This is a genomic window from Actinoplanes sp. NPDC023714, from assembly GCF_040639855.1.
Classification (GTDB): Bacteria; Actinomycetota; Actinomycetes; order Mycobacteriales; family Micromonosporaceae; genus Actinoplanes.
This window is the reverse complement of the sequence record NZ_JBFAAR010000005.1, coordinates 74,367-101,136: the sequence shown is the minus strand read 5'-3', so window position 1 is coordinate 101,136 and position 26,770 is coordinate 74,367. Positions and strand designations below refer to the sequence as shown.

Here is a 26,770-nt window from a genome sequence, read left to right as displayed (position 1 = left end):
CATGGCGCAGTTCGTTGACTGGGATCTGGCCGCCGCCACCGCGGGCGCCCTCTCCAAGACCGGCCCCGCGGTCACGCTGGAGGAGGCGACGCATGTCGTCGCCGACCTGCGTGCGCTCACCGAGGAGGCCGCCGGGCACGTGGCCGCGTACACCGGGCTGACCCCGCAGGTGGATGTTCCGCCGGTGCGCGTGGTCGACCGGCGCGACTGGGCGAAGGTGAACATCGCGGGACTCCAGCGGGTGATCGGCCCGCTGGTCAGCCGCCTCTCCGGGGACACCCCGCCGGGTCCGTTCGCCGACGCGATCGGGTCCCGGGTGACCGGGGTGCAGGCCGGGACGATCCTGGCCTACCTGTCCGGCCGGGTCCTCGGGCAATACGAGGTGTTCTCCGGCGAGCCCGGCCAGCTGCTGCTGAACGCGCCGAACATCGTCGAGGTGGAGCGCAAGATCGGCGCCGACCCGCGCGACTTCCGGCTCTGGGTCTGCCTGCACGAGGTGACCCACCGGACCCAGTTCACCGCGGTGCCGTGGATGCGCGGCTACTTCCTCGGCGAGGTGCAGGCGTTCGTCGACGCGTCGCAGGGCGGCGAGCACATCCTGGAGCGGATGCGCCGGGGCATCGCCACCCTCTCCGACGCGGTCCGCGACCCGGAGAGCCGCACCTCCATGCTCGACATCGTGCAGACGCCGGCCCAGCGTGCCGTGCTCGACCGGCTCACCGCGCTGATGACGCTGCTCGAGGGGCACGCCGAGTTCGTGATGGACGGCGTCGGACCCGAGGTGATCCCCTCGGTCGACTCGATCCGGGCCAAGTTCAACCGGCGCCGGGAGAGCGGCAACCCGCTGGAGAAGGCGATCCGCCGGGTGCTCGGCGTCGACGTGAAGATGCGGCAGTACGCCGAGGGCCGCAAGTTCGTGCACGGCGTCGTGGACCGGGTCGGCATGGCCGGCTTCAACCGGGCCTTCGAGTCGCCGCTGACCCTGCCGCGGCTGGAGGAGCTGGGCGACCCGGACGCCTACGTCGCCCGGGTGCACGCCTGACATGGCCCGGATTCCGGCGCCGGTCGCCGCGGTCCGGCACGCGGTGCGCCGCAACCTCGCCGGTCTGCCCGCCGACGCCCTGGTGCTGGTGGCCTGCTCGGGCGGCGCCGACTCGCTGGCGCTGGCCTCGGCCACCCGGTTCGCGTTCAAGCGGGTCGGGCTGGTCACCGTGGACCACGGCCTGCAGGAGGGCTCCGACCGGCGGGCCCGGTCGGTGGCGGCCTGGGCCCGGGACGCCGGCTTCGACCCGGTCGGGATCGAGACCGTGTCGGTGAAGGGCCTGCCCGGCGGGCCGGAGGCGGCCGCGCGCACCGCGCGATACTCGGCTCTCGAGGCCGCCGCCCGCCGGCTCGACGCGTCCGCCGTGCTGCTCGGGCACACCCGCGACGACCAGGCCGAGACCGTGCTGCTGGCGCTGGCCCGTGGCGCCGGCCCGCGCGGCCTCTCCGGGATGCCGGGGCAGCGCGGCGTCTTCCGGCGGCCGCTGCTCGACGTGGCCCGGGCCGACACCCGCAAGGCGTGCGCGGCGCTCGGCCTCGCGCCCTGGGAGGACCCGCACAACACCGACCCGGCATACGCTCGTTCCCGGGTCCGCGGCTCGGTCCTGCCGGTGCTCGTCGACGCGCTCGGCCCGGCCGTGGTGAGCAACCTCGCCCGGACCGCCTCGCTCGTCGCCTCGGACAACGAGGCGCTCGACACGTTGGCCGTGGACGCGCTGGATTCGGCCCGCACGCCGGAGGGGCTGTCGGTGCCGGTGCTGGCCGGCCTGCTGCCCGCGATCCGCGGCCGGGTGCTGCACCGCTGGGCCCGTGACCTGGGCGCTCCCGGCGGCGCGCTGGCCTACCGGCACGTCGTCGCGATGGACGCCCTGGTGTCCGAGTGGCGCGGCCAGGGACCGGTCTTCCTGCCCGACGGGATCGTCGTGGCGCGCCGGCAGGAACGACTCGTTCGGGTGGTTCCGGCCCATATCAAGTGAGCGGGCACGACGGAATCCGGCCCCGTTCGACGAACGGTAACCTCGATGGGGCAGGCTTAGCCCCATGGCTGATGGTTCTTGGTACGACGCCGACATCGACCACGTGATCATCTCGGAGGAGCAGATCCGGGAGAAGATCGATGAGCTGGCCAAACAGGTCTCCGCGGACCACGCGGACGCGAAGGACGGCATCCTGCTGGTCTGCGTGCTGAAGGGCGCGGTCATGTTCATGGCCGATTTCGCCCGTGCGCTCGGCCGCAGCGGCCCGCACAGCGAGATGGAGTTCATGGCCGTCTCGTCGTACGGGCAGGGCACGACCTCCTCGGGCGTCGTGCGCATCCTCAAGGACCTGGACCGGGACATCACCGATCGCCACGTGCTGGTGGTCGAGGACATCGTGGACTCCGGGCTCACCCTCTCCTGGCTGATGAAGTACCTCGAGTCGCGCTCGCCGGCGAGCGTCGAGGTGGTCGCCCTGTTCCGCAAGCCGGACGCGGTCAAGGTGCAGGTCCCGGTGAAGTACGTGGGCTTCGACATCCCCAGCGAGTTCGTGGTCGGCTACGGCCTGGACTTCGCGGAGCGTTACCGGGAGATGCCGTACGTCGGCGTTCTCAAGCCCGAGGTGTACGCCCGTAGCTGAACCGCTTTCCCAGCGTGTTCACAGTAAGGGTCATTATGGGCGGTTTTGCACCGAGACCGCCCATCCTTACCGGCGGGTGTCGAGGGTGGGCCCTGCGGCCTCACGGGTTCGCAACCGGCACCTACGGTGTACGGTCGAGTGACCGATGGCGTGGTGTCACATACGCCGGAGGGGCTGGAGCCCGGTTCACATCGCCCCGACAGGGGTACCGGACTTCTGCGGCCGCCGGTGGGCGGCGACGTTGAGGTGACCAGGACGCCGATCAGGAGGGTCCGGGCGCTTGGCGCCCGACAACAGTATGGAACGTACGCGTTTCTTCCGCCGCCCGGTGGTCTGGATCATTCTGGTGATCATCGGCGTAGTCGCGCTGAGCTCTTTCTTCACCAGTGGTCCGAGCTACCAGCGGGTTGACACTTCAGTCGCCCTCGAGCGACTCAACCAGCCCGGCATCGAGAAGGTCGTCCAGAAGGACAAGGAGCAGACGCTCCAGATCGAACTCGCGACCCAGGAACGGTTCGACGGCAAGTCGACCGACAAGATCGAGACCCAATATCCGTACGGGGTCACCGAGCAGATCTGGGACGACGTCCTCGCGGCCAAGCAGGCCGGGCGCATCACCGGCACGGTCGACGCCACGGTCTCCGGTGACAACATCCTGCTGAGCCTGCTGATCAACCTGCTGCCGATCGCGATCCTCGTGATCCTGCTGCTGTTGTTCATGTCGCAGATGCAGGGTGGCGGCTCGCGGGTGCTCAACTTCGGCAAGTCCAAGGCGAAGATGATCACCAAGGACACGCCGAAGACGACGTTCGCCGACGTGGCCGGCGCCGACGAGGCCGTCCAGGAGCTCCACGAGATCAAGGACTTCCTGCAGAACCCGGCGAAATACCAGGCTCTCGGGGCGAAGATCCCGAAGGGCGTGCTGCTCTTCGGCTCCCCGGGTACCGGTAAGACACTGCTGGCCCGCGCCGTGGCCGGCGAGGCCGGGGTGCCGTTCTACTCCATCTCCGGTTCGGACTTCGTCGAGATGTTCGTGGGTGTCGGCGCGAGCCGGGTCCGCGACCTCTTCGAGCAGGCCAAGTCGAACGCCCCGGCGATCGTCTTCGTCGACGAGATCGACGCGGTCGGCCGGCACCGCGGCGCCGGCATGGGCGGCGGTCACGACGAGCGCGAGCAGACGCTCAACCAGCTGCTCGTCGAGATGGACGGCTTCGACACCAAGGGCGGGGTCATCCTGATCGCGGCCACCAACCGGCCCGACATCCTCGACCCGGCCCTGCTCCGCCCCGGCCGCTTCGACCGGCAGATCCCGGTGGACAACCCCGACATGGAGGGCCGCAAGGCGATCCTGCGGGTGCACGCCAAGGGCAAGCCGTTCACGCCCGACGTCGACCTCGACTCGGTGGCCCGCCGGACGCCCGGCTTCTCCGGCGCCGACCTGGCCAACGTGATCAACGAGGCCGCGCTGCTGACCGCCCGCAACGAGAAGCGGGCGATCTCCAACGAGTACCTCGAGGAGGCGATCGACCGCGTCATCGCCGGCCCCGAGCGCCGCACCCGGGCCATGAGCGACAAGGAAAAGAAGATCACCGCGTACCACGAGGGCGGGCACGCCCTGGTGGCCTACGCGCTGCCGCACTCCGCTCCGGTGCACAAGGTGACGATCCTCCCGCGTGGCCGGTCGCTCGGTCACACGCTGGTCCTGCCGACCGAGGACAAGTACACCCAGACCCGCGCCGAGATGATCGACACCCTGGCGTACGCGCTGGGTGGCCGGGCCGCCGAGGAGCTCGTCTTCCACGAGCCCACCACCGGCGCCGGCAACGACATCGAGAAGGCGTCCGGCCTGGCCCGCGCCATGGTCACGCAGTACGGCATGAGCTCGAAGCTGGGCGCCGTGAAGTACGGCACGAGCGGCGACGAGCCCTTCATGGGCCGCAACATGGGCCACGAGAAGGACTACTCGGACGCCGTCGCGGCCGACATCGACGCCGAGGTGCGGGCGCTGATCGAGCTGGCGCACGACGAGGCCTGGGAGATCCTGGTCGAGTACCGCGACGTGCTCGACAACATGGTCCTCGAGCTGATGGAGAAGGAGACCATCACGCAGGAGGACATGAACCGGATCTGCGCCCGGGTGGTGAAGCGCCCGCCGATGTCGCCGTTCAACGGCTTCGGCAAGCGGCTTCCCTCCGAGGCCCCGCCGGTGCTGACTCCCGCCGAGCGGGAGAAGCTGAAGGCGCAGGCCGAGGCGGACGGCCAGATCGCGGTCGGACCCAACCCGAACGCGAACGGCTCGGAAGGCAGTAACTGATCAACTTGCACGACGAAATGGACTACCTCGCCGCCCGTCTGGTCGACGGCAAGCTCACCGGCACGCCGGTCGAGCAGGCCGTCGACCTCGGGCGGATCGAGAAAGCGATCCGGGAGATCCTCATCGCCATCGGTGAGGACCCGGATCGTGACGGTCTCGAGCGCACCCCGGCCCGGGTCGCCCGGGCCTACGCCGAGCTCTTCGCGGGCCTCCGGGTCGACCCGGCGACCGTGCTCACCACCACCTTCGAGGCGGACCACGAGGAGCTCGTCCTGGTCCGCGACATCGAGGTGCAGAGCATGTGCGAGCACCACCTGCTCCCGTTCAAGGGCGTGGCGCACATCGGCTACATCCCGGGCACCGACGGCCGGATCACCGGCCTGTCGAAACTGGCCCGGCTCGTCGAGGTCTACGGCCGCCGCCCGCAGGTCCAGGAGCGGCTCACCTCGCAGATCGCCGACCTGCTGATGGCGAAGCTCGAAGCGCGCGGCGCGATAGTGGTCCTCGAGTGCGAGCACCTCTGCATGGAGATGCGCGGCATCCGCAAGGTCGGCGCCCGGACGGTCACCTCGGCCGTGCGCGGCGCGTTCCAGACCGACGGCAAGGTCCGCGCCGAGGCGATGGCGTTGATAAACGCTAGATGAGGCTTCGGTACGTGTTGGCCGAGTCCATCGCGGACACGGCCAGCGCGACCGCCTCCTCCAGCCTGCTCTTCGCCTGCTCGAGGTTGGCGACGGCGGTGGCGGCGGCCGGGTGGAACGACCCCAGCGCCGTCATCCGCAGCAGCACCAGCGACTGATCGAGCTGATCCGACGCCTGCTGGATGCCCGCGACGGCCCGCTGGCAGCCGTCCACCGACGCAGCGACGTTGACTTTGACCTCTTCGACGTTGGCCACGGTCTCCCCATCCTCAGTTGAACATCGCCTGCAGGCCCTGCCCGGCGCAGGTCAGCAGCACCGGCACGAGACACACGATCACGCCGAGCACGGGGGTGCGGTCGATCTTCGGGCCCTCGTCGCCGTAGACGAAGCCGATCGTGCCCCAGCCCAGCCCGAACGCCAGCAGCGGCATGGTCAGCCCGCACACCAGGGCGTAGGTCGGCGGCGAGCCGACCAGCAGGAACAGGATCACCTGCACGAGCAGCACCACGAACGCGAACGGGCCGTAGATCAGCAGGTTCCGGCCGTAGGGGCGGCCCGGCCCGAGCGGCGCCGGCCCGATGAAGGCGTGGTCCGCGGCGTCCGCGGTGGCGCGCGCATCCCGCAGCGCCGCCAGCACGGCGGCCGGTCCGCCGGCCACCTTCGCCATCGCGACGGCCTGGTCCTCCGGCTGCGGGGTCAATTCCAGTTCGGGTACGCCGAAGTCCCGTGCCAATCGCGCTCGCTGCGGCGCGAGCCTGGCCCGCACGTAGGACAACTCCTCACGAGCGGCCGTGACGGTCTCGGCGTGCTCGCCGGCCACCGAGCTGGCGGCGCGGCGGACCGCGTCGAGCTCACGGGCCGCGGCGAGATAGTCGGCCCACGCCGCGGCCGGGGCGTCGGCGGCCTGTCCCGGCATGCCCTGCGCCGCTTCGCGCCGGCCACCCGGGTCCTGGGCTTCTATGTCCCGGGCCGCCGCGTTCTGGCTGGGGACGACGCCGCGATGGTCGGCCACGGGCTCCGGCCTGGTCACGAGACTCCACCCTCCGGGGCGACGAACGGGACCACTGTCACCGTGCGGTCGGTGTGCCGGTCGTGCAGCAGGGCCCGGTTGGCCCGCGGGTGCCAGTCGACCGGGCGGCTCAGCATCATCATCACGTCCGACTGCGGCACGTTCAGGAAGAGCAGGCCGGCCACGTCCTCACGGCCCATGCTGCCGCCGGTCTCCTCGTTGAACCGGCGCACCCCGCGCCACCAGGAGAGCAGGTGGGCACCCCGGCTCGGGCCCTCGCGCAGCAGCTGCCGCAGCCCGCTGAGGCTGCCCGGCGGGGCCGCGTCCATCCCGAACACCACCCGGTAGCCCGGGCGCTCGGCGTCCAGCTCGGCGGCGAGGCCGGCCGCGCCGACCACCACGACGTCCTGCCGGTGGCCGATCTCGGCGGCCAGCGCGGTCGCCAGGGCGTCGCCCTCGGCCACCAGCGAGGCGATCACGAACCGGGCGGTCCGCGGCGCGTGGCAGGCCGCCACGCTGCGGGCCGCCGCGTCCAGCACCTCGGCGCCGCCGCTCTGCGAGCCCAGGATCGCCAGATGGCGGCCGGGCGAGGAGTCCAGCGGGAACGAGGCCGTCGAGAGGCTCACGTCGATCACCCGGCCGAGCAGGGCGGCCGGGCGCGCCGACCGGCCGGCCAGCGCCGCACGGTACGCCGGGTCGTCGGCGAGGTGCTGCTGCGCGTAGCCGGCGAACACCAGCGGCTGCTGCGCCTCCGGGTCGCGGGCGCCCCAGATCCGGTGCCGCAGGTCGCTGAGCAGCTTCTGGTCGGCGTGCGGGTCGGGAAACCGGACCACCCGCTCGTGGCCGCGGGTGGCGCCGCGCGGGCCGCCGAGCCCGCCGGCCGTGTTCACCACGGCGCTGCCGAGCGGCAGGCCCGCGGCCGAGTCGTTGGTCGGCTCCAGCACGTCGCCGCCACCCGGCAGCGCGATCCGGACCGGGAACTGGCCGAAGATCGAGTCGCGTTTCGCGTACAGCGCCTCGACGCCGAGCACGGTCTGGCTCGCGAGCACCAGGTGGATGCCGTACGACCGGCCCTTGCGCGCCAGCGACTCGAGCAGCGTCACCGCCTCGGAGGCGGTCGGGTCGTTCCCGGCCAGCAGCACCTGGAACTCGTCGATGACGCAGAGCACGCGCGGCAGCGTCCCGCTCCGGCCCTCCTCGGCCGCGACCGCCCGCAGGTCGGTGAAGCGCGACACCCCGGCCCGCTTGTACGCCAGCGAGCGGCGTCCCATCTCGGCGTCCAGCTCGCGGAGCACGGCGAGACCGTATTCCCGGTCGGACTCGACGCCGACCGCGCGCGCATGCGGCAGCCAGGTGCGGTCCCGCTGCGTCGGCACGAACTCGGCGAAGGAGACGCCCTCCTTGAAGTCGAGCAGATAGAGGGCGAGCTCGTCCGGGCTGTACCGGGCGCCGAGGCCGTAGAGCACGTTGATCAGGAAGGCGGTCTTGCCGGCGCCGGAGCGGCCGCCCACCATCCAGTGCGGAGTGAGGTCGTTGAAGCGCAGCACCAGCGGCACCTCGCCGTGGTGGCCCACCACGGTCTCCACCCCGGCCGCCGCGTCCCCGCTCCACAGCTCCTCGCCGGGGTCGGGCAGCAGGTCGGTGAGGGTCACCCGGGACGCCTCGGCCGAGTCGGCCGCCAGCTCCTGGCAGACCGCGTCGATGAGGCGCGGCGGGGGATCCTCGTCGAGGAAGACCGGCGCGTTGAGCCAGAGCGCCTCGGGCACCGACCCGAACGTGCCGCCCGGACCGTCCCCGATGATCGCGAACGGGTTGCGCACCGAGATCGGCGTGGTCCGCGGCAGCGGCGCCTGGGTGGTCTCGGCGGTGAGCGGGGGCGGCGGCCAGCCCGCCACGATCAGGTGCAGGCCGGAGTCGGGGCCCTGCTGAGCCAGCGCGGCGATGCGGCGCAGCTCCTCGCCCTCGGTCATCTCCGGCAGGCTGGCGATCACCACGAGCAGCATCCGGTCGCGCCGGGCCCGGCGGGTGTCGCCGCCGCGCGCCGGGCGCAGCCACTTCTCCGCCTCGGACAGCACGTCGCGCAGGCCCTGGCGGTCGGTGGCCGGCGGCGACATGAGACCGGCGTCGGCCAGCTCCTCGAACGGGGCGAAGACCGCGCCGCCGCCCACCCCGTCGACCGCGCGCACCAGCAGCGAGCCGGCCGGCGTCGAGGCGAACAGCCGGAGCATGAGAGCCCGCAGCAGACCGAACACCCGCGGGTCGGTGGCGGTCGCGTCGATGGTCAGATGCCCGGCGCCGAGCAGCGGGACCACGGCCGGGAATCGCACCCCGTCGAGCGGCTGAGCGAGCCCCACCCGTACGAAATGATGGGTTTTATCGCTGCCCAGGGGACCCACCGGAGTCATCGGGTCGAGGGACACGCCGAGCCAGCCGGGAACCAGCCGCTCGGCCGCCGCGCGCAGCCGCTCGGCCAACCGGTGCTGATCCCGGGGGTCGGCCGCGGCCGGAGCGTATGCCTCCAGCGCCGCGGCGGCCGCGTCCACAGTCGCCACCGCCTGCCGGTGCAAGGCAGCGGCCTGCCGGACCCGCAGAGCCGAATCCGCCACTGCCACCACCTCCTGTCCGCGGATAAAACTTATCCCAGACCCGGCCGGCCGCCGCGTTCCGGCTTCTCCTCGCCGCCCGTGTCCCCATCTCTGTCTTTCCGTGTCCGGTTGAACTCGAAGCGTGTTCCGGTGGTATTCGCCTGCACAGGATCACTTCGGTTCTCTGCGGAGGCACTCATGGACGGGCTCTACGTCGTGGCGGGCGAGGCGGCCGGCGGCTGGATCCGGGTCGAACTGGCCAGCGACGGCCGGTTGTGGGACCTCGTGCTGGATCCCCAGGTCGCGTCGCTGCCGGTGGAGGATCTGCGGGACGAGCTGTTCCGGGCCTTCCTCGATGCGCAGGAGTGCCTGGCGCCGTCCTTCAGTGAGGATTTCGCTCAGCAGGTCGCGGATGCGTCGGCGACGGCCGAGCGGCGGTTCGCCGAGATCTCCACGGCGCTGTACGACATCTCCCGCCGGGCGGTGCGGTCGTCATGAACGTACGCATGCATCTTGATCCTGATGCGGTGGCCGCGACCGGCAGCACTCTGGCCGGGATCGCGCAGCGGATGGCCGAGGACGTCGCGGTGCTCGACGCGACAGTGGCCGGCCCCGGGAATCCCTGGGGAGCGGACGAGAGCGGGAGCGCGTTCGCGGTGGCCTACCAGGCGATTCTCGGGCATGCGCTGGGGGCGCTCGGTTCGTATGTGTCGCAGATGGGCGATGCGGCTCTCGGTCTGACCATGCAGGCTCGGTCGATCGCTGCTGCCGACTCCTCCTCCGCGGTCCTCATCGAGAGCTCGACGTGACCATCGAGCTGCCTCTCGAGCTCACCGAGCCGCTCGGCTGGGTCGGGCTCACCTGGCCGCAGGCCGACGAGGATCGGCTGCACGCCGACGGTCTCGCCTGGATCGAGCACGGCACCCGGCTCCGGCAGCACCTCGCCGAGGCCGACGCCGCCGCCCGCCGGGTGTGGATGGAGAACGAGGGCGCCTCCGTCGAGGCGTTCGAGCAGTGGTGGAACGGCCCGGAAGGCCCCGGCCGGCGCCTCACCGACGCGGCCGTGGCGGTCGAGCTGATCGGCGCCGGGCTCATCGCCATGGCGGGCGTCACCGTCGCGCTGAAGACCGCCTACATCGCCCAGCTGACGCTGCTGTCGTTCCAGGTGGGCCAGGCCGTAGCCACGGCGTTCGTGACCGCCGGGGCCACGCTCGCCGAGGTGCCGGTCTTCGTGGCCGCCACGCGGGTCGCCTGCCGGGAGCTGATCCACCGGTCGCTGCAGGTGGTCGAGGGCGAGATCGCGCAGATGTTCACCCGGGCGGCGGACCTGTTGCGCTTCTCATCGTCCTTCTCCGGGGATGCGTTGCATCTGGCGCGACATTTCGGGCAGAACTCCGAATTCCATCGGCTGATGCGGGAGGTGGAGCGGGCCGACATCCGCAGCCCGGTCAACGGGGCCACGTTCTACTCCGGACGCGCCGGCGACGGGACACCCATGCGGGTGTTCGCCGAGAAGTACACGGACGGCGTCACATCGGTGACACTGGAGAAGACACCCGGTGGTGCGGCCTTCGACGATCTGCGGCTCTTCGAGGACGGTTCACCCGTGCGGCAGACGCAGGCCCGCGACATCTGGAGCCGGCTCTCCGAACGCTACGCCTCCAGCGCGGTCGGCGACGTGACGGCGTGGGCGCACAACCCGCGCGCCGACGGCATCTGGAACGCGGTGGAGCGGCGGGCACTGTTCGAGAACCCGGCGACGACCCGCCTCACCACCATCGACCCGACGGGGGTTTGACGTGGCCGTCCACGAGATCCGCAGTCAGGCCGCCCGCACCGATTCGGGTGTCCTGCTCCGCACAGTCGACCGCGAAACCATGCTCGTCGAGTTCCGGGGCCACGCCATGCACCTCCCGGTCGACAGGGGCCTTCATTCGTACGGGTTCTACCTGCCGCCCGCCCCGATGTGGGATGACGAGTCGGCGGTGTCCGCAGGGGATCTAGTCGTCGTGAAAGAGGCCATTGTGGAGATCCAGCGCCATTGGGGCTTCGGGGTCGACTTCCATGTGCTGAAGGTGGATTAGTGTCCCTTGTATGCGTGCGGTGCCCCCAGACCCAGGTCCGTCCGATCCCGCAGTCCCGCCAGGCCCGTCCGATCCCGCAGCCCAGCCGGATCCGGCAGGTCATCCCGGTCCGTCGCGGGGGTTTGCTCCTTCGGGTTCGTCGGGTCCTTGGGAGGGCGGAGACGTGGTGACGCCTGCCGGTGGCCGTGTCGGTGGCGGTGCGTTGAAGACGGGTGGTCGCTTCAAGACGCGCAGGGCGAGACTGCTGCTGGCGTTTACGGCGGGCATCATGGGCTTGCTGTGCCTTGGAGGAGCAGTAATCATCTTCCTCCTCTACGACGACGCCACAGAAATCAAGCGAACTGAGCCAGCGGCCGTCGTGGATAATTTCTTAGGGGCGTACTTCGCTGACCGAAATAATGAAGAGGCGAGGCTCTATATCTGTTCTTCGGGGAGCTCGTTGAGTTCGCTCGAGGACTTCCGCCGAACCCTTTTCGACCAGGAATCGCGGACAGGAGGAACGATTATGGTCGGATGGAAGGAGCTCTCGATTGCTACTCCAGGAGAAGATAGCCGGACGGCGACGGTGACGATCACGGTAGATAGCATGGTTGACAACCGGCCAATCGGGAAAAGCGAGCACCGGTGGCGTTTGTCGCTGATTGATGACGGTGGTTGGCGGGTGTGTGGGGCGGAACGGTTCTAACAACGCCTACTCGATCCAAAGAAGGTGTGCTGGTACCTCCAACGTGCGAGGTGTGCGGCCGTCCCAGCCCCAGCGGTACCAGTCGAGTTCCTCGGTGATCCTGGCGCAGACTTCGCCGTCTTCGCTTGTGTAGAGCTCTGTCACGGCTCGCAGGTCGCGTTGTTCGCCGCCGTCCTCTAGCAAACGTGCGATCCTGCGACTCGCGAGGAAGTCGGCCTCGGTTGCCGCTACTGGCGGACGCCGGGGTGGCTCGTCCAGCGAAACCAGCTGTGCATCCTTGGGCCTGGACGCGGGTGTTGTGCCGGCGACGCCGTATTCCTCGACCCACACCCGATCGACGGGGACCAGTGCCGCGAAGACTTCGGTCTGTTCGGCCTCGGCGCGATACCACTCCGATTCGGCCATCACCGGGACGAATGTGCGGCTGCCCTGGACGACTTTCTCGTCGGCGCGCAGGTCGCCGCGCCAGCCCAAGCCGGGGGAGCCGATCACGACCCGTCGTCCGCGGAGCTGGCCGCCCATGGTGGCGGGGGTGGGTATGACCGGTCTCGGCGCTTCCAAAGCCCATCCCGAATTCATGGCGAAAGGGTCGGGGAATCCACCGTTCATCCTTCACCGCCCAGCGCTGCTCCCTGCTCACGCATGAACCGCACCGGGTCGATGGCGCCGGCGCTGGAACGGTCGTTGTTGAGGTGCACCTCGAAGTGCAGGTGCGGTCCCGACGAGTTTCCGCTCGAGCCGACCCTGCCGATGACGTCACCGGCCGCGACCTGTTGGTTTTCCCGTACAAATGGCCTTTGCACCATGTGACAGTAACGCGTCATCACATTGCCTGCGTGAATGATTTCGACCATCCACCCGCAGCCGCCCTTGCCGGGATAGCCATCCACATTGCAGCTTTTGCGGCCCTTGAAGTCCTCGTCGCACTTGACCAGCGAGACGACGCCGCTGGAAACCGCCGCGATCGGCGTGTATTTGTCCACGCTCAGGTCGACGCCCTGGTGATTGGGACGCTCCGGGCTGCGGAAACCGGAGCCCACTCCGGCACGCAGTGGAATCGTGTAGCCGGATGCCGCAATCTGCCCGGAGGCGGCGCAAACCATGGTGACCGAACTGCCCGCGGCGCTTGCCGCGCCGTCAGCGAGCATATTGACGATCTGGGTGGCGATGGGTTCATGTTTTGCGTACGCATCGGGATAGGCGCTGATTTGTACGGCCTGCGCCGCCCTCGTCAACGACATGGTCTCCCAGCCGTCAATGGTGTTCAATTTGTTGTAGAACTTCGTACTCGCATAAACCGGATCCCGCACCTGGGCGGGCGTTCCCCAGCCGGAACTGGGTCGCTGCTGGAATAGGCCCTGGGAGTCGTGGTCATTCCGCGCGCCGAGGTGACCGAGATTGACCAGCCGGGACTCCTGCATGGCGGTCGCCACAGCGATTACCCAGGCGCGGGGCGGCATTTGCAATTGCTCGCCGACATTGATGATGACCGCTGCATTTCGGATCTGACTTGCACCGTACGGTCGAATCTTCGGCAGCTTGGAATCGGGGTCGATCGCGCCGCCCTTGCCGCAACCGAGCGCCGCGTTGAGCGTGCTCTGCTCGTCGCTGTCGATGTTGCCGAGCACCAGCATGGTCACGCTGCCGCCACAGCAGAGCAGGGCGAGCGTCACAACCAACGAGATCAGCAGAACCACCTTGCGTGGCCGCGGAACTCTCACGCCGGCTCCCAGTCGATCCCGTCGACCAGCCAATGCCCGTCGGGGGCGACCAGCCGGAGGCTCAATTTCCCGGAATCCATGGTGACGATCGCGTTCACCATCGTCTCGTTGACCGCTACGAGGCTGGGCCGGCCGATGACACGCTCGGCCGGCACGCCGGCGGGGTCGACGCCTTCGAGTTGGTTCGAGAGGTCTTTCGTGGAGTTGGGAAGGAGGCGGTCACGCCACTTCTCCGGGTTCACCGAGTCGTGGTCCACCCATGCCGAAGCGAATGCGTACGCGACGGCCTCAGGCTGGGCGCGTCCGGGGCTGGTCTTGGGCGTCGGCGGTGGGTCGGACGACACCACACTGTCATCCTCAGCAGGATCTGCGCTGATCGCGGGAGCAGGGCTTCCCGCGCTCAGCGGAGGCGTCGCGTCCCCGTCTGAGAACAAGCGTCCGATGCCCACCACCGCCAGGACGATGGCGACCAGCACGATCGCCACCCCCCACCGAGATCGGAAGATCCCGGTGAGGGTGCGCTCGATCAGCCCTGCCACACCACTCACCGAGCCTCGGAACGTATCCGCGGAGTAGTGCTCGCGGGCTCCTGAGTCGTCGAGCCGGTCTCCGGCCGGTAAATGGCATAGGACGCGGGTCGCTCGGACACGTCCGGTTCGGTCCACTCCGCGGCCGCGCGTGAGCGTGTCTGGGAAGGCTTGGTTCGGCGGGCGACTTCGGTAGAAGTGCTGTCGATCTTCTCGCGCTCGGTCCGCACGCTCTCGTTGCCGTCGGGACGCGTTGCGACAGTCGTGGAGGTACTGCCTCCGCCGCTCATGTCGCTGCGCGTGGCTGCCGAATGCGATGGGTCTTCCAGGCGTGCTTCCGGCCGCATGTTCCGCTGTTCGACGTAAACCGGCCGACCGTCCTTGCCGAACATCGGTTCACGAGTGCCGCCGCCTTCGACGACATCGAGTTTCGCGGCCTCACGCATGTCACGGAAGAACCGGCGATGCCAGGAGCCGGCAGAAGCGATCGCGGCGGCGCTGTCCTTGCCACCGAGCTGAGTGATGCGTCGGTATGGCCTAAGAAGGAGCCAGCCGACGATGCCGCACAGCCATACAAGCACAACCTGAAGCCATCCAGGAAGACTGCCAGTATTCATGATCAGATCTACAGCGAAAAGGTAGATTGCTGCGCCTGTGCCGAATATGGCGATGTTGAAGACGGCTGCCACCACCGCATTACCGAGCCGTCTGATCCCTGCGCTCGCTGGTCTTAGGAGGCCGATCGTGCCGAGAATTGGTGCGGCAATCACCGCCCAGCGGAAGATGAGGAACCCTAATAGGACAAGCAGCGAAGCGGTGAGGTCGAACATTGCGAACATGACTGATGCGAGCACGGCGATGAATCCAGCACCGATACGCTCCATGCCGTTGATACCCTGCAGATACTCATAAGCTTCGGGATCTTCACGCTTGATCTGTTCGGCAACCCTTTCCCACTGTGCCTTTTTGCGGTTTAAGGTTCCTTCGCGAGTCTCAGGACTCTCGCGAATGCGCTGAGCCTCATCCCATGTCAATGAGCGAGCGTCGTAGAGGGCGCGGCCGTAGCGCTGCGCAGTCGTGCTATCGGCAGAGCCCAGCAAGCCTCGCAGCCAGTTGCGGTAAAGCATGGTGTCTGTCGCGGTATCACTCGCCCGCACAGCCGGGGGGCGTTTATCCTCACATGCGCCAGGAGTCGGATCCGGGCATTGCTCAGCGGGGATCTCGTCAGCACGCGGTCCCACAGCGCTGTGAACAACGCTTAGGCTGGTAACTAGAGTCTGGTCCGCGATGTTCGCGGATTTCACAGGCCACGCAGCGATGGCGGTAACACCAACCATGACTAGCAGGGCCCAGCCCACAGTGGTCGTTGCGGCGCCCATATCGGCTTGCTGAGACCGCCAGATTAGGTAAATTCCGACGATTGCTAGAGTTATGACGCCAAATACGGTGAAGACCTTCTCGTAAATAGCTTTAGTGGACTGCTCAACCAAATCGTCCGCCCAGCCCCAAAGGGTTTCTGGGCTCCATGCGCGCTCTCGTAGAGCGTTCGAGGCTCCGATGATCGCCGTGGCAATCATGAACTCGCCGTTGGCGATTGTTGTTTCAACTTTGAAATCTGGGTCTACCAGGGTTGAGGCGCAGCCACTATCCAAGTCATAAGTGGTGTAGCTATATCCTGCATACCCGTATCTGCTATAGATGCCTTGTGGTCCGGTTTCATCGGACGACGCTGGGCGTTCCGTAAACCATCCTGCCACGCCAGAATCTGGTGTGCTCGGAGTTGGAGGGGACAGACATTCCGCACGGTCAGCAGTGACCTCAGCCAGGCGGTTAACGCATGCCGAGAAGTTGTTCTTCCATTCCTCGGTGCTGCAGGCACCCCCCGGTGCCTGCGCCGGCACCGCCCAAGCTTCCCGAGGCGCCGCCACAGCCCAAGCTATAGAAGCCACCGCGACGACAATCATCGCCGTTACCAGCGCCAACCCCCGCCGCACCATCTCAGACCTCCAGGTCGGACGGGAGCGGCACCACCGCAGGCGGCGCCGTTCCCGGTGTCGTGTCCAGATGTTCAAGGAGCCCGTCGACGTAGCCCACGTCGACTCTGACCTTCTGGACCCGCCCGTCCACGTCCCGCATCACGAACTCACGGAAGCCCAGGCGGTGCTGGGACGAGGTGTCCACCTGGGAGAGGGAGGCGAGCGTCGCCTCGTATCCGTCGTGTACCGGCACCCGCAGGAGCCGCAGTGCTTCGGAGGCGATCTCCTGGTCTTCGGCGATCCGGCCGACGAAGACGGTGGAGACCAGGTTCTGGACATCGAGGCCGAGGATGTCGCGAGGGTTCTGGGAGGCGACCAGGGCCGCCAGGTTCCATTTGCGGGAGTCGCGGGCGAGGCGGACCAGGAAGGAGCGGCCGGAGCGCCAGCCTTCCATGAAGTGCGCCTCGTCGAGGCCGACCATCTTGCGGGACGACATCGAGCCGCCGTAGCAGCGGCGGACGGCGAGCCGGTGTGCGGTGTGCAGCATCGGCAGGGCCAGGGACTCCTCGGCCGACCAGTACTCCCGCTCGATCTTGAGGTCGGGGAGGCGGAGGCCGGCCATGGTGATGACGGTGAGGGCCGCGTCGGCGCCGAGGAGGTGCTGCGGCGGGTGGCCGAAGAAGAGCAGCGCGAGCGGCATCTCGGCGGTGTCGAGGAGGAGGTTCGCGAGTTCGCGGCCCTCGTTGTCGTCGAGGCCCTGGAGGGTGCGGACGACGTCGTCGAGGGTGGAGGTCTCCTCGGCGGGGACCTGGCGGACGGCGTGCCGCAGCAGGGTGGCCGTGGAGGCCTCCTTGGCGACCTGCGGCGGCACCAGCATCGAGCAGATGTCCTGGACCAGCATGCGGCGCTCGGCCCGGGCGTTGGAGACCGCGATCTCGAACTCGCGGTCGCCGGCCGGCCCGGTCGCGAACTCGGAGCGCACCGGGGTGGGGATGAGCGCGTACGGCGCCAGCGTCCCCTGTTCGGAACCGGTCAGGTTCAGCACCCGGGAGTAGGGCCGCAGTTCCGGCATCTGGCACAGGCGGGCCAGCGGCCCGGACGGGTCGAGCAGGGTGACCTGGACGCCGCGGCGGGCGTTCAGGTAGCCGAGCGCGCCCATCAGCGTCGACTTGCCACCGCCGGGCTCGGCCACGAAGACGCCGAGGCCGGAGCGTTCCCGCACCTCCATGGGGAAGTGCAGGTCGAGGAAGACCGGCCGGCGGCAGGTCCCCGCGGTACGCCCGATCAGGTCGCCACGCCGGTCACCGACCGTCGACGCGGCCTGGGGCAGCGCCGCCGCGAGCAGCTTCACCGGCATGCGTCGGACGTAGCCGGTGTTGGCGATCGGCTCGCCCGGGATGAACTCGCGGGCCAGCTGGTCCTGGTTCTTCGGGTGCTGCAGGGAGATGCGCAGCTCGCGGGAGTAGAGCTGGATGAGCCGCCGGGCGCGTTCCAGGCACTCCTCGCGGGTGGCGCCGCCGACCGCGATCCGGTGCCAGCCGTGTGCGCGCGCCGACTCGACGGGCAGGCCGGTGGTCATCTCGTCGCCGATGACGAGGGCCCGCTTGGCGAGGCGCTCGAGTTCCGGCGGGGCGTCGATGCCGTGCTCGGCGTAATCCAGCTGCTGCGAGCGGATCATGCGGAGCCGGTGTTCGAGGTTCTTGAAGGAGCTGTTGGACCCGAGGATGTCGATCCGCGAGGAGAGCTCCATCGGCCACGGCAGGCGCTCGTGGAAGTGCATCCACGGCTCGTGCTTCTCCGGGATCTCCAGCGGCTCCATCCGGCCGACGGAGAGGACGGCGACGTGCCGCTCCTCGCCGGTCATCCGGTTCACCAGCTTGACCGTGGAACCGTACGGGGTCCGGTAACGCTCGACCTGCTCGGTGAGCGCGAGCAGGTCGCCGGTCTCCCAGTGGCCGTTCGTGACCGGGGAGAGCAGTCCGGGCGGGGCCATGGCGAGCGCCACCGAGCGGTAGAGCAGCCATTCCAGCTCCTGCGGGGTGACCCGGCGGCCGCGCATGCCGAACGCGTTGAGCACCTCGTCGAACTGCTCGACGGTCCGGCCCAGCTTGCGCCGCTCACCCTCGGAGGTGCCCTTGCCGAACATCCGCAGGATGCGCTCGGAGAAGGTGTCGCCGAGCGAGCGCCGGGCGAACGTCACCCCGAGGTAGGTCTGCCCCTCGGCGTGGTTGACCGAGAGCAGGTGGCGCTGCGCCGAGACGAGGTGGTCCGACCAGGAGGTGGCGCCGTGCACGTCGGGCAGCGGTTTCGCGGTGAACGAGTCGACAGTGCGGGCCCACTCGTCGGCCGGGAAGGGCCGCGTGGTCCGGCGCAGGTGCAGCCGGAAGCCGGCGAGACCCGCGTACTGCTCGGAGATGGCGCTGAGCAGCGCCTCGCGCTCGGCGTCGGGCCGGAACGCCCAGCGCACCTCGGGCAGGTAGTACCACGCCGTCACGGTGCTCTGGGTGAACGTCAGGTGCCCGGCGATCTCACTGATCGCGAGTTCCATGGCCGGGTCGCGGTCGCTGAACTTCAGCTTCTGCGGGCGCAGCGCCGCGGCCTTGGGCTCCTTGCGCGGCCGGATGGGCGCCTCCCGCTTCGCGGGAGCCTTCTCCGGGCGCTTGGCCGGGGACTTCTCCTTGCGCTTGGCGGGTGCCTTTTCGGGTACGGGTACGGGCAGCGCGTTCCCGGCAGGCGTCGGGGCGTCGTCGCCGAGCCGGTGCCGGCGTGCGTGCACCGGTTCGACGGCCGCTGGACGCGGCCCTTCGGGGGCCGGCCCGGCGGGCAGGGGCGCACCGGCCGGGAAGGCGGCCGGCGCGGCCGGGGCCGGCGAGGTCGGCCAGTTGTCGAACTCGCTGAAGTCGAACTCGTCCGGCATCGGCTCGACCGGCGCGGCCGGCTGCGAGGAGAAAGCCTGCTCCGAGGGGAAAGCCTGCTCCGAGGAGAAAGCCGCCGGTTGCGGGGCGAACGACGCCGGCTCGGAATCGGCGTAGTAGTCGGGCTCGGGACCGGCCGGCGCCCGGGTGAAGGGCGCGCCGTTCCACCCGGGGGAGTCCTCGACCACCGGAGGAGGCGGCGACACGGGAGCGACGGGTGACGGCCCGGCAACAGGCGGTGGCCCGGCGACAGGCGGCGCAGAGGCCGGCGCGGAGAAAGGCGGGCTCGAGAGGGGAGCGCCCGAGACGGGCCGGCCTGAGAGGGGAGCGCCCGAGACCGGCGCACCCGAGACCGGGGCAACCGGACCGCTCATCCGGTCGTTGAACCCGAAGCCGTCGTCATCCGGCTCCGGGGCCGGTTCCGCATGAAGATCACTCTGACGGGTACCACCGGTACGCGCCGGAGTGGCCGTCCCGCCGAACAGGTCGAGGAAGGGCGAGTCGATGTCCAAGGTGGTGTCGTCGACCGCGGTGGCGCGTGGACGGACCGGCTGGGGTGCCTGGAAGACACCGACGCCACCGTGTCCGGGAGCCGCGACGAGATCCTCGGCGTTGTCCAGCGGATCAGGCGAAGAGTAGTTGTCCGGGCGCACACCGTTACTCTGCCTGTCTGCGGACGAGGCGTCCGCGCGGGGATGCCCGTGCGGAGGGGTTCCGGTCATGCGCGGACCCCGGCGGTGCGTGCGGCAGCGGCCGGTATCGAACGAACAATCCAACTGGTCATACCAACTCCTCCCGGACGCGGATGCGAGTGGCGACAAGTCTCGGATCGCGTTGCTCCACGGCGGGCTCGCGGGTGCGGCGCCAGTCGGTGAGCGCGGTGCGGATGACGACCCGGGCCGGTCGGTCCGGGTCGACATGCCGGAACACGTACGACGTCGTCACCATGGCGAGGGCGATCTCCCAGGCCGGGAACGGGTCGAAGTCGAGCGTGATCAGGTAGTGGAGGAACATGAAGAGCGGCACCAGCACGACGAACATGCCGTACTGCGCGTACGGCAGGTGCACGGGCAGCGTGTATCCGGGCGGGCCCAGATAGACCAGGCGTGCCCGGTAGATGTCGTCGTCGGTCCTGAGCCGCATCTCAGTTGAAGATCAGGTCGATGATGTTCTCGCCGACGAAGAAGAGCGTGGCCGCGCCGGCGATGAACGCCAGGCCCACGATCGCGATCGCCGAACTGGTGAGCACCTTGGAGATCTCGCCACGGCTGGCCCGGCCGATGAAGATCACGCCGAGGACCGCGAGCAGGATCGGTGCGATGTTGCTCGCGAAGAAAGTGACGATGCCTTCGGTGTTGATGCTGCCGCTTGGTGCCGCCAGGATGGCGAGTTCAGTGGCGATCATCGGTAAACCTCCCCGTGTCCGGTAAGGGGGGTACGGACACGCTGCAGTTGTGAAGCCGTACGGCAACGCCCATATGGTGCTACCTCGCGCTCACCACGTCGAGTGAGCCGTTCGGGCACTGCCATGCTCGTCTGCTCTCTTCGGTCACTTCATGATGCCCAGTTCCGAAGAGTACGGCCCGTACTTGCGAGCAACAAGCGCCCGTTTCGTTACCCAAGGTGAAGGAGCGCGTGAATTTCAGTCACGTGGCATCGTACACCTGTTCGAAAAGCCGCTTGCCCGTACCCTTTGCCTGTGCCGACTTCGCCGCTGGACGCGCAGCTCACGGGCGCTGAACTGCTCCGCCGGGATCACCCGGTCGTGATGGGCGTCCTCAACGTCACGCCGGACTCCTTCTCTGACGGTGGGAGATACACGGATATCGACGCCGCGGTTCAACACGGCGTGTGCCTTTTTCAGGAAGGCGCCCACGTCATCGACGTCGGCGGCGAGTCCACCCGGCCGGGCGCCGAGCGGGTGGACGCGCAGACCGAGATCACCCGGGTGGTTCCGGTGATCCGGCGCTTGTTCGCCGAGGGCGTACCGGTCAGTGTCGACACGACACGCGCGGCGGTCGCCGAGGCGGCGCTGGAGGCCGGCGCCGTGGTCGTGAACGACGTGTCGGGCGGTCTCGCCGACCCCCGGATGGCGTCGGTCGTGGCCGCGGCCGGCTGCCCCTGGATCCTCATGCACTGGCGCGGGCACTCCCGGGACATGCAGAAGCTCGCGGTCTACCGGGACGTCGTCGCCGAGGTCCGCGACGAGCTGCGGCAGCGCGCCGACGAGGCGGTCGCGGCGGGCGTCGACCCGGGCCGGATCGTCCTCGACCCCGGTCTCGGCTTCGCGAAGCTGGCCGAGCACAACTGGGCGCTCTCCGCGCATCTGGGCGAGCTGACCGGGCTCGGGTTCCCGGTCCTCTTCGCGGCGAGCCGCAAGACCTATCTCGGGCGGCTGCTGGCCGGTCCGGACGGCACGCCGCGCCCGGTCGAGGGCCGGGAGGCGGCCACCCTCGCCACCTCTCTCCTGGCGGTCGCCTCCGGAGCCTGGGGCGTCCGGGTCCACGAGGTGCGGGCGACGGCCGACGCGCTCGCCGTCTGGAGAGCCACCGGATCACCGCGTCTCACGAGCGAGAAGAACACCTTCATGGGTACGGGGGAACGATGACGACCGGACGGATCACGCTGACCGGGCTACGCGCGCGCGGCCACCACGGCGTCTTCGACTTCGAGCGGGAACAGGGCCAGGACTTCGTCGTCGACGTCCGGCTCGACCTCGACCTCGGTCCCGCCGCCCGGTCCGACGACGTGGCCGACACCGTCCACTACGGCGAGCTGGCCGGCAGCCTGGTCGAGGTGATCACCGGGGAGCCGGTGAACCTGCTGGAGCGCCTCGCCGAGCGGCTGCTCGACGTCTGCCTGGCCGACCCGCGGGTGACGGCCGCCGAGGTGACGGTGCACAAGCCGCAGGCGCCGATCCCGCACGAGTTCGCCGACGTCGCCGTGACGCTGGGCCGGAGCCGCTCGTGACCACGGCGGTCCTCTCGCTCGGCAGCAACCTCGGCGACCGGGCCGCCCATCTGCGCGCCGCCGTCGAGCTGCTCGGCGCGAGCGTGGTCGCGGTGTCCGGGGTCTACGAGACGCCTCCCTGGGGGGACGCTGCTCAACCTTCGTACCTCAATGCTCTTCTGATCGTGCACGACGGAAGCGCGACCGCGCGGCACTGGCTGGAGCGCTGCCGCGCGTGCGAATCGGCCGCCGGCCGGGTGCGGGATCCGGAGCGCAGATTCGGGCCGCGCACGCTCGACGTCGACGTGATCGCCGTCCGGCGGGCCGACGGCACGCCGGTGATCAGCGACGACCCCGAGCTGACGCTGCCGCATCCGCGCGCCCACCTGCGGGCCTTCGTGCTGCGGCCGTGGCTCGACGTGGAGCCGGACGCGGTCCTGCCCGGACACGGGCCGATCGCCGCGCTGCTGCGGTCGCCGGAACTCGCCGCCGACCTCGCCGAGGTGAGCCCCCGCCCCGATGTGTCGCTAGAGTCGACGAAGTGAGCGCCAACCCGGAAGACGGCCGTCGTCCCGACCCCTCGCTGCGACCGACGAGCATCTCCGTCCTGGTGGTGGCCGGCCTGGCCGCCGCCGCCGTCGGCTGGCTGGTGCTCAGCTTCTCCTACTCCCGCCTGCCGGCGCTGCCGTGGACGCCGGCCCTGGTCCTGGCGGTGCTCGCGGTCGCCGAGGGGATGCTCGCGCAGAACACCGGCGCCCGCATCCAGCGCAAGCCCGGCGCGCTGCCGGTCGAGCCGCTCGCCGTCGCGCGCTACGTCGCCCTCGCGAAAGCGTCCTCTCTGGTCGGCGCGCTCTTCGCCGGCTTCTCCGCGGGCCTGCTCACCTGGCTGCTGCTGGAGCCCACGAAAGCGGCCCGCGACGACATCCCGGCCACCGTCGGCGGTCTGGTCGCGGCGCTCGCCCTGATCGGCGCGGCGCTCTGGCTGGAGCGGGCCTGCCGGGTGCCGGAGCAGCCCGACCGCAAGGACGACGACTCCGACCGGCCGACCGAACGACGTTGACGCCCGTCGACGAAAACCGTGCTCTGAACTGAGGCCACGTCTTGTCCGTATGCTTTGCGGAGGACTCGCGGAGGCGTAAGGAGGCGCGGACATGTCGTACGACGAACCCACCGACCCCGCCGCGTACCGGCGTCGGGTGCAGTACGACGACACCGCCACCAGCACGCTCGACCAGTCGCTGCGCGCGCCGGTCACCGGCACCGGCTCCTTCCCCGCGGCGGACGAGGACGGCCGCGACCGGCTCGGCGTCCACCTCGGCTGGGAAGTGGTCCTCCTCGTCGCCACCGGCGCGATCGCCTTCCTGCTCTTCCGGGAGGACTCGGCCGCCCTCCAGCGCCCCGCCCTCGACTCGCTGCTCGTCCTCGGCGCCGCGATCGGCCTGCTCACCCTCGGCGCCGGGCTCAGCCTCCGGGCCGGCGTGCCGAACCTCGCGATCGGCCCGATCGCGCTGGCGGCCGCGTTCCACTACGCGGAGAACGGCGACCAGGGCCTGGTCCCGGCGCTCACCCCGGCCCTGATCATCGGGGCGGCCGGCGGCCTGGTCACCGCCGTCGTGATCCTCGCGCTGCACGTCCCGGGCTGGGCCGCCACCCTCGCGGCCGGCCTCGGCGTGGTCGTCTACGCACAACTCCGGATCGCGCCGGTCGACGTGCAGGGCGACTGGAACCCGACCGACCAGGCCTTCCCGCTCTTCGGCGGCTTCGCGTTGCTCGCCCTGATCGGCGGCGCGCTCGGCGCGATCGGCCCGGTCCGCCGCTGGGTCGGCGCGTTCCGGCCGGCCGGCGACCCGGCCCGCCGGGGCAGCCCGGCGGCCGCCGTCCCGGTGATCCTCGCGCTGGTGGCCTCCTCGCTCTTCGCGGTCGGCGCCGGCGTGATCCTGGCGGCCGGCCCGAACGACCCGGTCGTCCCCGGCACCGGCCTGGAGTGGACCGGCATCGGCATCGGCCTGGCCCTGCTCGGCGGCACCAGCGCGTACGGGCGCCGCGGCGGCATCTTCGGCACGCTCTTCGCGGTCACCGCGCTGACGCTCTTCCTCGACTACGAGGAGCGCCGCGAACTCGACATCGCCCTCTTCGCGATCGCGGCGAGCGTCTTCGTGGCCGGCCTGATCGTCACCCGGCTGGTCGAGACCTACGGCCGCCCGCTCCCGGCCGGGACCGGCGTCGAGTGGAACGCCGCGCCGAGCAACGGCACCTGGTCGCCGGACCGGCCGGAGACCTGGAACGCGCCGGCCGAGCAGCAGCCGGCCCGCAGCGACCGCTGGGACGACGGCCCCTGGGGCGCCACCCGCTAGCTATGCTTTTGACCATGAGCTCGCCGACCTTCGCCGAACTGGACGCCCTTTCCACCGAGGACCTGCGCGAGCGGGCATTCGCCCGGGCGCGGGAGCGCCACGACGTCAAGTTCTACTGGTCGGTGCTGCGGCACCTGCCGGACGCCGACGAGGCCGCCTCGCTGGACGGCGCGCCGAACTCGATCGGCCCGACCATCGACGAGGCCGTCGCGCTCTGGCGCGAGCTCGAGGGCCGCGATCTCGGCGAGTCGGAGCCGCTCCTCCGTGCCGCGTTCATCGATTACTTGAGCAGATAGCGGGTAATGACGTCCGTCGTTTGAATGCCGGGCCCCGCTGGGAACAACGGGGCCATGGCTCTCGGGAATCGATATAAGACCGCACCGGGTGCGGGCACGCTCGCCGCGCTGATCCTCGTCCTCGTCTTCGGCAGCCCCTGGTACAGCGACTGGGCCGTGGACAACACCGAGCCGGAGACGGCCGGCGGCTGGTGGCTGCGCCTGCTGGCCTGGCCGCACTGGAGCTTCGACACCGACGACTCGCTGCGCGACGTGATCGTCGGTGACCTCAAGGCGATCCTGCTCGTGGTGCTGACCGCGCTCTTCCTCTACCTCCTGCCCGGCTCGCAGCTGGCCCGGGCGCGCGGCACGATCAGCCAGTTCTTCGCGGGCTGGGCCTCGTACATCTTCGCGGGCGGTTTCGCCGCCCTGCTCGCCACCCTCTTCCTCACCGATCCGACGCTGCTCAACGCGTTCCGGGCGGCCGGCGCGGGCGCCGGGTACGGCCTCTTCGTCGGCTGGATCGTCGGTCTCGCCTCGCTCGGCGGCCGGCGCGGAACCAGATAGTCGCTGGGTCCCGCCCATCGGTGTCGGTGCTAGTGGGTCATTTGTGCCGTTCGAGTGCTCGGCCGTTTCGTCCGGGACGCACTCTCGGTAACATCTGCCCCCATGCCGGAACGCGACTCCCAAGCGGGACACAGCGCGAAGCTACTCCGCGGCCTCCTCTGGGGCGGGGTGGTGCTCGCACCGCTGGCAGCCGCCGTCGTGCTGATCGGCGGTGGCACCACCTCGATCCGGTTCGCGGTGCTGCTGCTCGCCGTCAGCGTGGTGCTGATCGGCGCATCGATGCTGATCCGTGCCGATCCGGTGCTGCTCAGGATGGATGTCGAGGACCGCGTCGCGGAAGAGGTGGAGAACCTCCGCCGGCAGATGCGCGCCGAGTTCGCGAACGCCGCGGCGGCCCCGCCGGTCCCGTCGCAGCCCGACCCGGCCCGGCCGCCGCTGACGCCGCGCGTGCCCGGGGGCCGGGCGCAGGTGACAGCCGAGCCCGACTACGCTCCGCAACCGGCATATGACAATTCCGGTTACGACGCCGAGGCCTACGGCGGCTACGAGTCCTATGACGGCCAACCCTATGACGGCCAGGGTTACGAGCAGGCCCAGGACTACGACCAGGGCTATCAGGACGAGTACGAGCAGGAGTACGCCCCCCAGCCCGCCGGCCGCGCCTCGGCCGCGGTGCCGCCGGCGCCGCCCCAGGGTTCCGCCTCGGTGGTGCGCTCGGCCGCGGTGCCCGCGCCCCAGCAGCCGATGAGCCAGCCGCCGATGGGCCAGCAGCCGATGGGCCAGCCGCCGATGGGCCCGCCGCTGAGCGGCAATCCGCTGAGCGCGCCCATGAGCGGCGCTCCCATGAATGGATCTGCTCCCATGACCGGACCCGGGCCCGGCACCATGCCACCCGGCCCGGTCCCACGCCCGCGGGCCGCCGCAGCGGTCCCGCCACCGCCCGGCCCCGGAACCCGCGCCTCCGCGTCCGTTCCGGGAGGGCCGCCGCGAGCGTCCGCCTCGGTCCCGCCCGGCCCGATGACCTCTGGCCCGATCTCCTCCGGCCCCATCCAGTCCGGCCCCATCCAGTCCGGCCCCATCCAGTCCGGCCCCATCCAGTCCGGGCCGATCCCGTCCGGGCCTATCCAGTCAGGGCCGATCCCGCAGTCCGGCGCCCCTCGCGCATCCGCCTCGGTCCGGCCCGGCACTCAGTACGGCGGCCGCCAGGATCCCCCAGCCGACGACTACAACTACGCCACCGGCAACGACAACTACGCGGGCAACGAGAGCTACGCCGGTGCCGGGAACGAGTACGGCGGCACCCAGTACGGCGCCAACGACTACGACTACGGCTACGACGAGCAGGGCTACCAGGAATACCAGGAATACCCGGAGCAGGGCTACCAGGACTACCAGGAGGAGCCGTCCGGGGAGTACAAGGCCCGCCGGCACCGCCCCTCCGCGAACGACACGAACGTCGGCTCCCTGGAGGACTTCGCCGGCTACCCCGGATACCAGCGGGACCGCTGA

The 26,770-nt window shown here is 69.9% G+C and carries 28 protein-coding genes; 18 read left to right on the top strand and 10 right to left on the bottom strand.

All coding sequences use genetic code 11. The features are described from left to right. Nucleotide 1: 1 nt before the first annotated feature. From AB0G10_RS23255 to folE, 5 genes are all read left to right on the top strand, one after another. Complete coding sequence (locus tag AB0G10_RS23255) at nucleotides 2-1,042, top strand: zinc-dependent metalloprotease (protein WP_360925293.1); 1,041 nt, start codon at nucleotides 2-4, stop codon at nucleotides 1,040-1,042. Between the two features lies 1 nt (nucleotide 1,043). Next, nucleotides 1,044-2,018: a tRNA lysidine(34) synthetase TilS gene (gene tilS / locus AB0G10_RS23250; RefSeq protein ID WP_360925290.1), complete on the top strand. Its 975-nt coding sequence runs from the start codon at nucleotides 1,044-1,046 to the stop codon at nucleotides 2,016-2,018. Between the two features lie 64 nt (nucleotides 2,019-2,082). Then, a complete protein-coding gene (hpt, locus tag AB0G10_RS23245; RefSeq protein ID WP_360925287.1) occupies nucleotides 2,083-2,658 on the top strand; it encodes a hypoxanthine phosphoribosyltransferase in 576 nt (191 codons plus the stop codon). Between the two features lie 298 nt (nucleotides 2,659-2,956). Continuing rightward, the gene (gene ftsH / locus AB0G10_RS23240; protein ID WP_360925284.1) at nucleotides 2,957-4,972 is read left to right on the top strand and encodes an ATP-dependent zinc metalloprotease FtsH; all 2,016 of its coding nucleotides are present in this window, start codon (nucleotides 2,957-2,959) and stop codon (nucleotides 4,970-4,972) included. A gap of 17 nt (nucleotides 4,973-4,989) precedes the next feature. Beyond that, entirely contained in the window at nucleotides 4,990-5,616 is a 627-nt protein-coding gene (folE, locus tag AB0G10_RS23235) for a GTP cyclohydrolase I FolE (RefSeq protein WP_360926431.1), read from the top strand. Here the strand turns inward: folE and AB0G10_RS23230 are convergent. The 3 genes from AB0G10_RS23230 to AB0G10_RS23220 are packed head-to-tail and all read right to left on the bottom strand — an operon-like array spanning nucleotide 5,609 to nucleotide 9,238. After that, on the bottom strand, nucleotides 5,609-5,869 hold the full coding sequence (locus AB0G10_RS23230; protein WP_360925281.1) for a hypothetical protein: 261 nt from the start codon (nucleotides 5,867-5,869) through the stop codon (nucleotides 5,609-5,611). The two genes, folE and AB0G10_RS23230, sit on opposite strands and share 8 nt — an antisense overlap. Nucleotides 5,870-5,882: 13 nt before the next feature. Continuing rightward, nucleotides 5,883-6,644, bottom strand: coding sequence for a hypothetical protein (locus tag AB0G10_RS23225; protein ID WP_360925278.1), 762 nt, complete (start codon nucleotides 6,642-6,644; stop codon nucleotides 5,883-5,885). Next, on the bottom strand, nucleotides 6,641-9,238 hold the full coding sequence (locus AB0G10_RS23220) for an FtsK/SpoIIIE domain-containing protein (RefSeq protein ID WP_360925275.1): 2,598 nt from the start codon (nucleotides 9,236-9,238) through the stop codon (nucleotides 6,641-6,643). Before AB0G10_RS23220 ends, AB0G10_RS23225 begins: the two co-directional genes overlap by 4 nt. A gap of 168 nt (nucleotides 9,239-9,406) precedes the next feature. Here AB0G10_RS23220 and AB0G10_RS23215 point away from each other — a divergent pair, with 168 nt between their 5' ends. The 5 genes from AB0G10_RS23215 to AB0G10_RS23195 all read left to right on the top strand — a co-directional run bounded on the left by AB0G10_RS23215 (nucleotide 9,407) and on the right by AB0G10_RS23195 (nucleotide 11,977). Then, nucleotides 9,407-9,706 carry a hypothetical protein gene (locus AB0G10_RS23215; RefSeq protein WP_360925272.1) on the top strand — a complete coding sequence of 100 codons (300 nt, stop codon included), beginning with the start codon at nucleotides 9,407-9,409 and terminating at the stop codon, nucleotides 9,704-9,706. Beyond that, nucleotides 9,703-10,017, top strand: a complete 315-nt coding sequence (locus AB0G10_RS23210; protein WP_360925269.1) for a hypothetical protein — start codon at nucleotides 9,703-9,705, stop codon at nucleotides 10,015-10,017. The genes AB0G10_RS23215 and AB0G10_RS23210 overlap by 4 nt, the downstream gene beginning before the upstream one ends. Beyond that, nucleotides 10,014-11,006 (top strand): hypothetical protein, encoded by a 993-nt coding sequence (locus tag AB0G10_RS23205; protein ID WP_360925266.1) that lies wholly within the window; start codon nucleotides 10,014-10,016, stop codon nucleotides 11,004-11,006. Before AB0G10_RS23210 ends, AB0G10_RS23205 begins: the two co-directional genes overlap by 4 nt. A gap of 1 nt (nucleotide 11,007) precedes the next feature. After that, nucleotides 11,008-11,292, top strand: coding sequence for a hypothetical protein (locus AB0G10_RS23200; RefSeq protein WP_360925263.1), 285 nt, complete (start codon nucleotides 11,008-11,010; stop codon nucleotides 11,290-11,292). Between the two features lie 163 nt (nucleotides 11,293-11,455). After that, nucleotides 11,456-11,977, top strand: coding sequence for a hypothetical protein (locus tag AB0G10_RS23195; RefSeq protein ID WP_360925260.1), 522 nt, complete (start codon nucleotides 11,456-11,458; stop codon nucleotides 11,975-11,977). A gap of 6 nt (nucleotides 11,978-11,983) precedes the next feature. Here the strand turns inward: AB0G10_RS23195 and AB0G10_RS23190 are convergent, their stop codons facing one another. From AB0G10_RS23190 to AB0G10_RS23160, 7 genes are read right to left on the bottom strand one after another with little or no spacing between them, the layout of a single operon-like run. Next, a complete protein-coding gene (locus AB0G10_RS23190) occupies nucleotides 11,984-12,586 on the bottom strand; it encodes a hypothetical protein (protein WP_360925257.1) in 603 nt (200 codons plus the stop codon). Next, nucleotides 12,583-13,698 carry a M23 family metallopeptidase gene (locus AB0G10_RS23185; RefSeq protein ID WP_360925255.1) on the bottom strand — a complete coding sequence of 372 codons (1,116 nt, stop codon included), beginning with the start codon at nucleotides 13,696-13,698 and terminating at the stop codon, nucleotides 12,583-12,585. The genes AB0G10_RS23190 and AB0G10_RS23185 overlap by 4 nt, the downstream gene beginning before the upstream one ends. Next, nucleotides 13,695-14,237 carry a hypothetical protein gene (locus tag AB0G10_RS23180; protein WP_360925252.1) on the bottom strand — a complete coding sequence of 181 codons (543 nt, stop codon included), beginning with the start codon at nucleotides 14,235-14,237 and terminating at the stop codon, nucleotides 13,695-13,697. Before AB0G10_RS23180 ends, AB0G10_RS23185 begins: the two co-directional genes overlap by 4 nt. A 5-nt stretch (nucleotides 14,238-14,242) precedes the next feature. After that, nucleotides 14,243-16,222: an MFS transporter gene (locus AB0G10_RS23175; protein ID WP_360925249.1), complete on the bottom strand. Its 1,980-nt coding sequence runs from the start codon at nucleotides 16,220-16,222 to the stop codon at nucleotides 14,243-14,245. A 1-nt stretch (nucleotide 16,223) separates the two neighbouring features. Continuing rightward, nucleotides 16,224-19,838, bottom strand: coding sequence for an ATP-binding protein (locus AB0G10_RS23170; protein WP_360925246.1), 3,615 nt, complete (start codon nucleotides 19,836-19,838; stop codon nucleotides 16,224-16,226). Between the two features lie 58 nt (nucleotides 19,839-19,896). Then, a complete protein-coding gene (locus AB0G10_RS23165; RefSeq protein ID WP_127543820.1) occupies nucleotides 19,897-20,259 on the bottom strand; it encodes a hypothetical protein in 363 nt (120 codons plus the stop codon). Nucleotide 20,260: 1 nt separating this feature from the next. Beyond that, nucleotides 20,261-20,521 carry a hypothetical protein gene (locus AB0G10_RS23160; protein WP_360925243.1) on the bottom strand — a complete coding sequence of 87 codons (261 nt, stop codon included), beginning with the start codon at nucleotides 20,519-20,521 and terminating at the stop codon, nucleotides 20,261-20,263. A gap of 363 nt (nucleotides 20,522-20,884) precedes the next feature. Here AB0G10_RS23160 and folP point away from each other — a divergent pair, with 363 nt between their 5' ends. The 8 genes from folP (at nucleotide 20,885) to AB0G10_RS23120 (ending at nucleotide 26,770) form a co-directional block, all read left to right on the top strand. Next, nucleotides 20,885-21,724: a dihydropteroate synthase gene (gene folP, locus AB0G10_RS23155; RefSeq protein ID WP_360926428.1), complete on the top strand. Its 840-nt coding sequence runs from the start codon at nucleotides 20,885-20,887 to the stop codon at nucleotides 21,722-21,724. Further along, the gene (folB, locus tag AB0G10_RS23150; protein WP_360925240.1) at nucleotides 21,721-22,086 is read left to right on the top strand and encodes a dihydroneopterin aldolase; all 366 of its coding nucleotides are present in this window, start codon (nucleotides 21,721-21,723) and stop codon (nucleotides 22,084-22,086) included. Before folP ends, folB begins: the two co-directional genes overlap by 4 nt. Further along, nucleotides 22,083-22,610 carry a 2-amino-4-hydroxy-6-hydroxymethyldihydropteridine diphosphokinase gene (gene folK, locus AB0G10_RS23145; RefSeq protein WP_360925239.1) on the top strand — a complete coding sequence of 176 codons (528 nt, stop codon included), beginning with the start codon at nucleotides 22,083-22,085 and terminating at the stop codon, nucleotides 22,608-22,610. The genes folB and folK overlap by 4 nt, the downstream gene beginning before the upstream one ends. Further along, nucleotides 22,607-23,125 (top strand): DUF3180 domain-containing protein, encoded by a 519-nt coding sequence (locus AB0G10_RS23140; RefSeq protein ID WP_360925236.1) that lies wholly within the window; start codon nucleotides 22,607-22,609, stop codon nucleotides 23,123-23,125. Before folK ends, AB0G10_RS23140 begins: the two co-directional genes overlap by 4 nt. 91 nt (nucleotides 23,126-23,216) lie before the next feature. After that, the gene (locus AB0G10_RS23135; protein ID WP_360925233.1) at nucleotides 23,217-24,419 is read left to right on the top strand and encodes an ABC transporter permease; all 1,203 of its coding nucleotides are present in this window, start codon (nucleotides 23,217-23,219) and stop codon (nucleotides 24,417-24,419) included. A gap of 2 nt (nucleotides 24,420-24,421) precedes the next feature. Further along, on the top strand, nucleotides 24,422-24,715 hold the full coding sequence (locus AB0G10_RS23130) for a hypothetical protein (RefSeq protein WP_360925230.1): 294 nt from the start codon (nucleotides 24,422-24,424) through the stop codon (nucleotides 24,713-24,715). A 54-nt stretch (nucleotides 24,716-24,769) separates the two neighbouring features. Next, nucleotides 24,770-25,261 carry a hypothetical protein gene (locus tag AB0G10_RS23125; RefSeq protein WP_360925227.1) on the top strand — a complete coding sequence of 164 codons (492 nt, stop codon included), beginning with the start codon at nucleotides 24,770-24,772 and terminating at the stop codon, nucleotides 25,259-25,261. 102 nt (nucleotides 25,262-25,363) lie between these two features. Beyond that, nucleotides 25,364-26,770 carry a hypothetical protein gene (locus tag AB0G10_RS23120; RefSeq protein WP_360925224.1) on the top strand — a complete coding sequence of 469 codons (1,407 nt, stop codon included), beginning with the start codon at nucleotides 25,364-25,366 and terminating at the stop codon, nucleotides 26,768-26,770.